The 6685-nt window shown below is 42.0% G+C and carries 9 protein-coding genes, 1 tRNA gene and 1 pseudogene; 4 read left to right on the top strand and 7 right to left on the bottom strand.

Annotated elements, in window-relative coordinates; genetic code table 11:
* The 3 genes from FN732_RS09230 to FN732_RS09220 form a co-directional block, all read right to left on the bottom strand.
* Nucleotides 1–302: helix-turn-helix domain-containing protein (locus FN732_RS09230; RefSeq protein ID WP_142933554.1), on the bottom strand; the 302-nt coding region annotated here is incomplete at its 3' end.
* 86 nt (nt 303–388) lie between these two features.
* Complete coding sequence (locus FN732_RS09225; RefSeq protein ID WP_142936252.1) at nt 389–676, bottom strand: DUF503 domain-containing protein; 288 nt, start codon at nt 674–676, stop codon at nt 389–391.
* Nucleotides 676–1107 carry a hypothetical protein gene (locus tag FN732_RS09220; RefSeq protein WP_142936251.1) on the bottom strand — a complete coding sequence of 144 codons (432 nt, stop codon included), beginning with the start codon at nt 1105–1107 and terminating at the stop codon, nt 676–678. Before FN732_RS09220 ends, FN732_RS09225 begins: the two co-directional genes overlap by 1 nt.
* Nucleotides 1108–1161: 54 nt before the next feature.
* Between FN732_RS09220 and rd the strand changes: the two genes are divergently transcribed.
* The 3 genes from rd to FN732_RS09205 are packed head-to-tail and all read left to right on the top strand — an operon-like array spanning nt 1162 to nt 3299.
* Nucleotides 1162–1338 carry a rubredoxin gene (gene rd, locus FN732_RS09215; protein ID WP_142936250.1) on the top strand — a complete coding sequence of 59 codons (177 nt, stop codon included), beginning with the start codon at nt 1162–1164 and terminating at the stop codon, nt 1336–1338.
* Nucleotides 1335–2303, top strand: a complete 969-nt coding sequence (locus tag FN732_RS09210; protein ID WP_142936249.1) for a glycosyltransferase family 9 protein — start codon at nt 1335–1337, stop codon at nt 2301–2303. The genes rd and FN732_RS09210 overlap by 4 nt, the downstream gene beginning before the upstream one ends.
* Complete coding sequence (locus FN732_RS09205) at nt 2304–3299, top strand: DUF475 domain-containing protein (RefSeq protein WP_142936248.1); 996 nt, start codon at nt 2304–2306, stop codon at nt 3297–3299.
* Here FN732_RS09205 and FN732_RS09200 read toward each other — a convergent pair.
* Together FN732_RS09200 and FN732_RS09195 are read right to left on the bottom strand one after the other, a co-directional pair.
* The gene (locus FN732_RS09200; protein ID WP_142936247.1) at nt 3277–4845 is read right to left on the bottom strand and encodes an NAD(P)/FAD-dependent oxidoreductase; all 1569 of its coding nucleotides are present in this window, start codon (nt 4843–4845) and stop codon (nt 3277–3279) included. The two genes, FN732_RS09205 and FN732_RS09200, sit on opposite strands and share 23 nt — an antisense overlap.
* A complete protein-coding gene (locus tag FN732_RS09195) occupies nt 4835–5341 on the bottom strand; it encodes a RusA family crossover junction endodeoxyribonuclease (protein ID WP_142936246.1) in 507 nt (168 codons plus the stop codon). The genes FN732_RS09200 and FN732_RS09195 overlap by 11 nt, the downstream gene beginning before the upstream one ends.
* A 61-nt stretch (nt 5342–5402) precedes the next feature.
* Here FN732_RS09195 and FN732_RS09190 point away from each other — a divergent pair, with 61 nt between their 5' ends.
* Nucleotides 5403–6452 (top strand): potassium channel family protein, encoded by a 1050-nt coding sequence (locus FN732_RS09190; protein WP_142936245.1) that lies wholly within the window; start codon nt 5403–5405, stop codon nt 6450–6452.
* Between the two features lies 1 nt (nt 6453).
* Here the strand turns inward: FN732_RS09190 and FN732_RS09185 are convergent.
* Both FN732_RS09185 and FN732_RS09770 read right to left on the bottom strand, forming a co-directional pair.
* Nucleotides 6454–6540: transfer RNA gene (locus FN732_RS09185), tRNA-Leu, on the bottom strand.
* Nucleotides 6541–6567: 27 nt separating this feature from the next.
* A pseudogene (locus FN732_RS09770) lies at nt 6568–6685 on the bottom strand (IS481 family transposase); the annotation flags it as partial.

Genomic DNA, 6685 nt, shown 5'->3' with positions numbered 1-6685 from the left:
ATCTGAGGTTGTCTTACTCTGTGGGGTCTTTTGTTTCTGTCTTTGAGGCCTTCTAAACCGTACTTTTTGTATCTATTTTTCCATTTGTAGAAGGTAGTTGGACTTATTCCGAAGTATCTGCAGGTTAGTCTTGCATTTTGGTGTTTTTCGTAATGTTGAATCCATTTAAGTCTTTTTCTCACGTTTGGGTCTTTTGTTAGGTCGAGTTTTGTTTTTATTTTCGTTCCTCTTTTGATTGTTTTTTTGAAGGGTGTATTTGATATGTGCAGGGATGTTCCTTTGAATTTCTTTAATTGTTTCATTGGTGGACACCTCCTTTTGTTGGAGTTCAAATCTTATTTTAGGGTGTCCACCTTCTTTCTGAACTTCAACAACAAACAACAGAAATTTAAAAGATTTCCTTGTGATAGTTAATTAGAAAACCGGGATAGAGGGATTCAACAAACTCTACGCTCTTTTCTAACGTTGAATCAACAACCTTTTTGCTCGTTCCAACGGTAACAACAGCAATAACACTCCTCTGCCATTTGTCCTGTTCCCCTATTTCACTGACGGATACGTTGAACTTCCCCTTTAACCTCTCAACAATCCGCTTAACCGTTCCCCTCTTCTCCTTGAGTGAGTGGGCGTGGGGAATCTGGATTTCCATCTCTAAATAGCCAATAACGGATGCCACTATTTTTCCTCCAGAAGTTTATTCCACTCCTCTCTAACAGAGTCCCTTATTTCCATGTAGTCCTTCCCTTCCTCGTACAGCCTCTCTAACGTTGGTCTAAAGACCTTGTAGTAGAAGTCCTCTCCCATTCTTTGGATAATTTTCTCGTCAAATTCCGAAGGCGTTGCGAGTTTCCTCCACCACTTCTCTGTCGTCCTTCCCTCTAAGTAGGCCCTTGTAGCTCCTCTATACTTAATTCTGTGGCCGAAGAACTTCCTTGCAGCAACAACCTTTGCAACTGCTAAACCGTAGGCCTTTGCTTCGTCGTCAGTGAAGCCAAACTCCTTGACTGCCTTTATCCTATTGTACTCTGCAAATACGTCGTACCTCCTGATTGGTGCCTTAGGCTTTAAAACAACAGTTTTTGGTCTTACTATTTCCTTTCCCTTCATATCTACCTCAAAAATTTATAATTTAAAGTTAATCCCTTAGAATGGAGGAAGAAAATGGAAATAAGGCACAAACTGTGGAGATGTACGGTTTGCGGTTACATATACAACGTCGATGAGGGTGACCCTGATAACAATATTCCTCCGGGAACTCCCTTTGAGGCAATACCTGACGAGTGGGTATGTCCTGTTTGTGGGGCTTCTAAGGACAAGTTTGAGCCTGTGGATGAATGAGAGCTTTAGTAGTTAGGTTTTCCTCCTTAGGAGATGTTATCCTGACAACGTCTGTTCTCTCTCCACTAAAGGAGATGGGATTTTCTGTCGATTTTCTGACCTTTAAGCCCTTTGGAGAGATTTTAAGAAATCAACCGTTTGTTGACAGGGTTTTAGAGGTTGATAGGGAAAGTTTGAAGTCCATTTCCCAGATTAGGAGTTTGGCTGAGGAGCTCCAAAACTACGAGTTTGGAATAGACCTTCACGATGTCCTAAGGACAAAACTCCTGAGGAGGTTCCTTCCATTTAAAACCTACGTTTACGAAAAGAAGAGTTTTTTAAGAAGACTAATGGTATTATTCAAACCTTTTAAATCAAAGTGGCTGTACGTTCCTGAACTCTATGCAACAGCCCTCAAAAAGGCAGGTATCGAGGTGGAGAATCCCCGTCCTGTTCTCTATCCAAATTTAAAAGTGCGGAAGGAGTTTAAAAAAAAGCTTCCTGAGAATCTAATTGCACTTTCACCGGGAGCGAGGTGGGAAACAAAGAGGTATCCACTAAAAAAATTTAAGGAGGTTATAAGGGAGGTAAAAAGAAAGGGATTTCATCCGGTTGTAGTTGGTGGAAAGGAAGAAGAGAATTTAGGAAAGGAGCTTGAAAGGGAAGGGGCTCTGAACTTTTGCGGAAAGCTAACTTTAAGTGAAAGTTTAGCCCTAATTTCGCTAACCAAGGGGGTCATTTCAAACGACTCTGCAGTTGTTCATATGGCTAGAGCTCTTAAGGTTCCCGTCGTTTCAATCTTTGGACCCACACATCCTGCATTTGGATTTGCCCCTTATCCTGACGAGGGAATTTCCATTACTCTCAACCTTCCCTGCTCCCCGTGTTCACTACACGGAAAGACAAGGTGTAAGGAGCAGAGATGTTTTAATATACCTCCGAAAAAGGTTGTAGATAAACTCTTTTCTCTTCTGGAGGTAAACTGATTGAACTTGAAGAGGCTCATAGCGGAGTTCTTAGTAATTCTCCTTGTCAGCTGGGTTTTAGAGTTTCTCTACATGGGAATAAAGGGAGTTTTTGAGGGAACAACCCTCTCCCTATTGGAAATCTCCCTCTCCTTTGACAATGCAGTAATGAATGCAGTTATTCTTACAGGTTTAACGAGAGTTTGGAGAAAAAGATTTTTAACTTGGGGAATGGTTGTTGCAGTTTTTGGAATGAGGTTCCTGTTTCCGGTTTTAATAGTTTCGGTTACATCCGGCCTCTCAGTTGAAAAGGTCGTTGAAATAGCTCTTGCAGAACCAGAGGTTTACGCTCACCATCTGGAGTCATCAGAACCTTTAATTCTCGCATTTGGAGGCTCCTTCCTCCTAATGGTTTTCTTAAAGTGGCTCTTTGACTCAACAAAGGAGCTCCACTGGATAAGATTCTTCGAGGAGGGGGCAGTTAAACTTGCAAAATGGGGAGAAATTAGATTAATAGTAGGGTTATCTGCCGTTTTTCTAATAGGAATGTTTAAAAAGGACTCAAACATTATCCTCTCAATGATTGTTGGAATTTTACTCTTTGAGTTGGTTCACTACGTTAAGGGGGCTTTAGACTACTTTAAGGAAAAGAAAAACTTGGATGCCGGAATTGGAGCCTTCATCTATTTAGAGCTCCTTGACGCCTCCTGTTCCTTGGACGGAACCGTCGGAGCATTTGCAGTTAGCCAGAACTTAGTTATCATCACTGTAGGTCTCTCTGTTGGTGCCTTTATACTCCGTTCCCTAACGCTTTACTTTGTTGAATCTGGTAAGTTGAGCCAGTTTCCATACTTGGAGCACGGAGCCCACTGGGGAATAGGAGCTCTTGGAATTATGATGCTCGTGGAGCTCTTTAAACCTATCCCTGAATTTGTTATGAGCTCTCTCGCTCTAATATTCATTCTCTCTTCACTTTACTCATCAATTAAGAGGACTAAACCTCTGTTTTTAGACTGAGTTTTTCTAAAAGGGAGAGAGCTCCGTTTATTCCATCTATCGCAGAGCTTGTTATTCCTCCTGCGTATCCAGCTCCCTCACCAATAGGATAGAGGTTTTCTGCAGAAACTGATGTGTAATTGCCGTTTCTCAAAATTCTTACGGGAGAGGAAGTTCTCGTTTCAACTCCAACGAGGGTTGCATTTGTTGGAACAAAGAAAGAGACCTTCTCGTACCAGTGAAGGAAGGCCTCCTTTATCGGTCTTGAAATCTCCTCAGGAAGGAGCCTGTCCAACCTTGCGCTCTTTATCTCTGGGATGAAACCTCCCTCTATTAGCTCTGTGGAACTCTGGCCGTTTATAAAGTCCCAGACCCTCTGAGCAGGCATAGCATAGTTGCTCCCCCCTAAAACAAAAGCTGCCCTTTCAAGGTTCCTTTGGAACTCAATCGCCTTAAACGGGTCGTTCTCAAAGTCCTCAGGAAAGAGTTGAACAACAACGGCACTGTTTGCATATCCACTGTCCCTTTTATGGTTGCTCATGCCGTTGCAGACAACAGTATGCTTTTCAGAGGATGCACATATAACGTATCCTCCGGGACACATGCAAAACGTATAGACGTTCCTATCCTTCCCCTTGTAGGTAAAGGAGTACTCTGCAGGAGGAAGTTTTGGATGTTTGAACCACCTTCTACCGTACTGGATTCTGTTTATCGTTCTCTGCCTGTGAATTACCCTCAAACCAACGGCAAAGGGTTTTGCAGAGAGCTCTATTCCTGCACCCTTTAACATTTTAAAGGTATCCCTTGCACTGTTCCCAAGTGCTAAAAAAATGTAATCGAAGAACTCCTCCTTCTCCTTACCAGTAATGAGGTCCTTAATTTTCACGGAACTTACCCTACGTTCCTCCTTATAAATCCTCGTTAAAAGGTGAGAGAACCTAAACTCGACCCCTAACCTTTTTAACTTCTCTCTAAAGTTGGGTATTACTTTCCTCAGTTTATCGGTTCCTACATGTGGCTTACTCTGGTAGAGAATCTCCTCTGGAGCTCCACACTCCACCAGTGTTTTAAAGACAAAGTACTTCTTTTTGTCCTTTACTCTCGTTGTAAGCTTCCCGTCGGAAAAGGTTCCTGCTCCGCCCTCCCCAAACTGGACGTTTGAGTTCTCGTCCAACTTTCTCCTTTTCCAGAACCTATTTACGTCTAAAATTCTCTCCTCAACAGGTTTTCCCCTCTCAACAACCACAACCTCAAGGCCTGCCTTTGAAAGTATAAGGGCAGAAAAAAGCCCTGCAGGACCAGTTCCAACAACCAAAATCCTCTTTTTTTTAGGAACCTCAGGTATTACCAGTTCAGGAACAGGTTTGTACTCCCTTGCCACCCCTTTCTCTATCAATTCTTTGGCTCTCTTCTCCTCTAAATCGGTAACAATTCTGTAAACGAAAATAGGTTTTTTCCTTGCATCTATGGACTTTCTAACAATTTCGTAACTTTCAATTCCCAATTTCCTCAGTTCACCCTCAAGTTCGGACTCGAGAGGAACTTTAATTTCTATTTCAACCTTCATTTGGGAGCTCCATATTCATTTTCTTTAAAAACTGGTAAAACTCCTCTGGAAAGTTAGGTTTCCCCTTTTCATGGTCAATCCTCTCCTCTTCCTTCAACTCTTCGATTTCTATGTAAACCACTTCATCAAACCCCTTAATTCCTATTCTCTTTTCTACATTCTCCTTCCTGTATATGAGTGAATCCCTCTTTAAAACTCCTCCCTTTTCAAGAATGTCACCAACGAACTTCTCTGCATTGTCTATATCCCTCTGTTTTACCCTTCCAGATAGGAAAAAGACTAAAGAAACCTTAACTGGTTTCTCTATAGGAAACTTTTCCAGCCCGTAGAAAAGCTTTTGGATATGGAGTTGCCATAAGGCCTCTCTCTGAGCCTTTAAAACAGCAGGATTGTTTACTATAAACGGCTTCATTTCTCCATTTACTCTTCTGTGGGAAATTTTTTTGTAGTTGGCCTTACTGGGAATCTTACCTACGAAGAAGAATTTAAATTTCAATGTTTCTCCTAAATTCGGTTAGAATAATAATTAAATACTTTATGACTTATTTAGGACGGTAATGATACACCACCATTTCAAATCAGGAATAAATACTAAAGAACCTGTAGGAAAGTTCATCTTAATAACCTCCATACTCATTGGCTTAGTTTTAGTTTCCACTGTTGGAATAAAACTAATAGAGGGCTGGTCCTGGTTAGACAGCCTTTGGCACGTCATAATCACAATCTCTACTGTAGGTTACGGTGAAATTCACCCTCTTTCTCCTACTGGAAGAGTTTTTACAATGCTCATTATAGTAGTAGCCTTCGTTGTCTTTGCCTATGGAGCATCTACAGTAGCAACGATGATTTTTGAAGGTGAACTGAGGAAAATCTTTACAGTCAAGAGGATGGAAAAGATGGTATCGAAGCTGAGAAATCACACAATCGTGTGTGGACTTGGAAGAACCGGTCAGGCAGCCGTTAAGGAGCTCTGGAAGGAAAAGGTTCCTTTCGTTGTCATCGAAAAGGATGAAGAGAGAATAGAGGAAGCCAAGGAAAAGTATCCAAACATAATATACATACACGGTGATGCAACCGAAGACGATGTCCTTGTAAAGGCTGGTGTGAAGTCGGCTGCCAATATGATAGTTGCCACTGCTAACGATGCCGATAATCTGTTTATTACGCTTTCGGCCAAGAACCTTAATCCAAGAATAAGAATTGTAACGAGAGCTAACAGAGAGGAAAACGTTTTAAAGTTAAAGAGGGCCGGGGCTACTGAAGTGATTCTTCCCAACATAATTGGTGGCCTTAGAATGGCCTCACTTGCAATAAGACCAAGTGTAGTAAGCTTCCTCGATATTGTTACTCACCACGGAGAGATTGATTTAAGACTTGAGGAGATAAAAGTCCCTAAGGGCTCACCGTTTCATGGGAAACTCCTAAAGGATTTGGATATTCCCAAAAGAACGGGAGTTATTGTTATTGGAATACAGAGGGAGGATGGTTCGTTCATTTTAAATCCTACATCAACGACGATGGTTTTGGAGGGGGATTCACTCATAATTATTGGAACCAAAGAGCAGGCAGAAAAGCTGAAGAAACTTGTTAAGGGAGTTGAGAATTAAGTGGTGCGGGAGGCGGGATTTGAACCCGCACGCCCGTAAGGGCACCGCCCCCTCAAGACGGCGCGTCTGCCGGTTCCGCCACTCCCGCAGAAGTGACTAAAGAAAATATAGATTCTCAACTTCCCAGTGTCAAGTTATTGTTCTCGTTCAATACATGGTGGACACCCTGGTGTTTTTTAATATATTCCTCAAACTTCTCTACTGGAGTCTTATAACCAAGACCTTGATGAGGC

It is taken from the genome of Balnearium lithotrophicum (assembly GCF_900182585.1).
GTDB lineage: Bacteria > Aquificota > Aquificia > Desulfurobacteriales > Desulfurobacteriaceae > Balnearium > Balnearium lithotrophicum.
This window is presented reverse-complemented; position numbering and strand designations above follow the sequence as displayed.